The organism is Psychrobacillus sp. (genome assembly GCF_056205495.1).
In genome coordinates, this window is the sequence record NZ_JBAEAP010000498.1 from 1 (window position 1) to 3248 (window position 3248).

Below are 3248 nucleotides of genomic sequence, written 5' to 3' on the forward strand. Positions count from 1 at the left end.
TTCGTATGTTCATGCTCGCCAATGTTCTTATTCAAATAGGCATGGGTGTTTTTTCTGTAATGTACAATTTATACATTAAAGAGCTTGGATTTCCGGAAACGTTAAACGGTAAAATAATCGCGATGACCTCCCTGGCTTCTGCAATCATGTTAGTGCCTGCCGGGTTTCTTAGTGACCGTTTTGGAAGAAAGAAAATTATTATGATAGGGGCATTTGTCGCAGCAGGTACATTATTTTATAGAAGTTTGATGGTTAGCGAGCAGTCTTTAGTGTATGCTGCTTTTTTTACGGGCCTCTTTATGGCGCTTGTTCAAGTATCAGGGATACCTTTTTTAGCTGAGAATTCAACCGCCAGTGAACGGATGCATCTATTTAGTATTCATTTTTCACTTATGACTCTAGCCGGGGTAGTTGGGAGCCTAGGGGGTGGGGTCTTAGCTGATTTACTGCATGCATTAGGTGGTCTATCTGTAGAGGATGCCATCAAATATGTGTTAATCATTGGAGCTACGATATTTACTCTAGGTCTCCTGCCGCTTACTAAGTTAAATCCGGTAGGGAATAGAGCTCCATCAAAGGATAATCAAGATGACAAAAGAACACCTGAGCCAAGCAGCTTCAGAAAAAATGTGAAGATTATCATTCTATTTGGCTTTGCAAATTTATTAATAGGTACTGGCTCTGGGCTAGTAATTCCTTATCTAAACTTATATTTTTCTAATCGATTTGATGCTTCGAATTCATATGTAGGACTTATTTTATCACTTGGATCGGCTATGACAGCGGTGGCAATGTTATTAGGGCCTGCTTTAGTTAAGCGAGTAGGAAAGGTGAGGGCGCTCGTTATTTTTCAGCTGTTATCTATCCCGTTCCTTTTTATAACTGGCTATACGAACTCTCTTGTAATTGCATCCATTGCCTTCCTAATGCGACAGGCGCCGATGAATGCGGGTAATCCAATTCAGAGTGCCATAGCCATGGAGTTAGTTCAGGATAAATATAAAGGGCTTGCGAATTCGGTCAATCAGATGGTGTTCAATGTCGGGTGGGCAAGTACAGGAGCTATTTCTACCGGTCTTGTGATGACCTTTGGGTTCTATTGGGGCTATGCGTATACATTTACAATTACAGGAGTATTGTACTTGATTGCCTCTACGTATTTCTTTTTGGTCTTTGGTAGGAAAAAGCTGGATAGTGTGTAGCATAAAAGCAACCTTTGTGATTAAACAAAGGTTGCTTTAAATATCATTTCTTTTTTACTTTTATTCGATAAGATAAGCAGTTTTCTAAGCTGGCAACCTGCTGATAGGTCCATGTGTTGTAGTCCATTGCCCCTCCAGGAAAGTAGCCTACTACTTGTAAGCCTGCTTGATGACACAACTCATCTATTTGTGCGGGTGCATAACATGCTAGTATTTGTGTGAATTTTTCTTCTGCGTCCTCTACACTCCACCATGTGTCAGTCATAGATTGAGTCTCCTTGATATACCCGTATTGCCGTTGAACTGTTGGATCACTTGTGGGCTGCATTTCTATTCCATTTACATTCTTCCAATATAAAGGCTGATAAATATCTATTAAAGCAATTCCATCGATATTCAACCAGTCATATATACGTTTGAGTATGTTGACTTGGTCTTGATCAGATCCAACACCAAAGCCATCTATATAGAGCACAATATCAAATTTCTTTTTCAACCTTACAGTATAAAAATCAGCACAGATTGCTTCTACGCTAGGGTGTGCGTTTTGAAGCGCATACTTAACTATTTTGTCAGCTAACTCAATCGTAATAACATTTTTGCCTAACGCTGCAATTGCATTTGCTAATTTTCCATAGCCTGCCCCTAATTCTAAAACTGCTTTAAACGGTTTCCCAGCTTGTTCCTGAATAGCTTCTGCTTCCTGTTGATAAAATAAGGAATCATTGTAGTTATGATCGTTTATAAAATCAAATTGTTTTTCATAAAATTTCTGTTGCCAATTGGAATGCATCTTTTTCCTCCTGTAATTTTATTTCTTACAGGTTGTACTTTAAATTTCGAATACCCATGAAGAAGAGCACCTCCTACTAATCTCAATTTTATCATAATTAGAATATTGTAAAAACAGATTTATGAATTTGTTTTGCTGAAACGATATTTAAATATAATATTTTTTCAATTCTGTATTGAATGTTAATTTTGTTTATAGTAAAGTTTGTTAAAAGTATTAGACTATATATTCTTAATTGTCTATAACTTTAATGATGATTAATAGAGAAGGGGTTGAAAAAAGCGAAACTACGTAGGGGGATAAATCAAGGGACTCAATTTTATAAAAGCAAAGGAGAAAGCTAGAATGACAACAGCCTTGAAAGAAGTATCCACAAAAAAGAAAAAGATAAGAGAAGCGCCACATCCATTCGTTATTTTATTTACCGTTGTTATAATCATGGCTGTATTAACTTATATTATTCCAGCTGGACAATATGATCGCGTAGAGAATGCAGATGGTCGTACAATCGTAGTAGACGGCTCCTATCAAACTATCGATTCTAGTCCTGCGGGCTTCTTAGATATATTTAATGCTATACATAAAGGAATGGTCGAAGCTGCTCCAATTATTTTCTTTATTTTTATGGTAGCCGGTTCATTCAATCTATTTAGAGAGTCAAAGGCGATAGAAGGTGCATTTGGTTCCTTATCCACTAAGATGAAAGGAAAAGAAATGCTCATTATTCCAGTAGTAATGATGTTTTTTGGAGTGGCTGGAGCCGCAGTAGGTATGTTTGAAGAAGCACTACCTTTCATCATGATTTTAGTGCCGATTGCCATAGTTATGGGATTTGATTCAATCGTAGGGGCTGCCATGGTTATTGTTGGGGTTTCAGCTGGATTTACAGCAGCCTTTATGAATCCATTTACGATTGGAGTCGCTCAAGGAATCGCGGAGGTTCCGATTTTTTCAGGCATGGGTCCACGCATTGGCTTTTGGATTGCCTTCATGGCAGTATCTATTGCATATGTAATGATTTATGCCAATAAAATAAGGAAAGACCCAACCAAAAGTATTATGTATGAGGAAGATAAAAATAGAAATATTGATATCGAAGCGATGAAACAGGACACTATCACAAAAACTCAAGGAGTTATTATTGCAATTCTAGTAGTCACAATGGTTGGAATGGCATTTGGGGTATTGAAATTTGGATGGTTTATCACGGAGATATCTGCCTTGTTTTTAATCATGGCAATTGTTATAGGATT

General features: G+C 37.4%; 2 protein-coding genes and 1 pseudogene. 2 read left to right on the forward strand and 1 reads right to left on the reverse strand.

From position 1 onward, the window contains the following. On the forward strand, positions 1–1202 hold a 1202-nt coding region (locus tag AC06OU_RS14220; RefSeq protein ID WP_475856651.1), incomplete at its 5' end, for an MFS transporter. A gap of 43 nt (positions 1203–1245) precedes the next feature. Here AC06OU_RS14220 and AC06OU_RS14225 read toward each other — a convergent pair. Next, a complete protein-coding gene (locus AC06OU_RS14225) occupies positions 1246–1995 on the reverse strand; it encodes a class I SAM-dependent methyltransferase (RefSeq protein WP_475856653.1) in 750 nt (249 codons plus the stop codon). 345 nt (positions 1996–2340) lie between these two features. Here AC06OU_RS14225 and AC06OU_RS14230 point away from each other — a divergent pair. Then, a pseudogene (locus AC06OU_RS14230) lies at positions 2341–3248 on the forward strand (YfcC family protein); the annotation flags it as partial.

Excerpts from the sequence above, each read along its gene's own strand:
- AC06OU_RS14225 (WP_475856653.1), bottom strand. The coding sequence starts at position 1,995 with ATGCATTCCAATTGGCAACAGAAATTTTATGAAAAACAATTTGATTTT.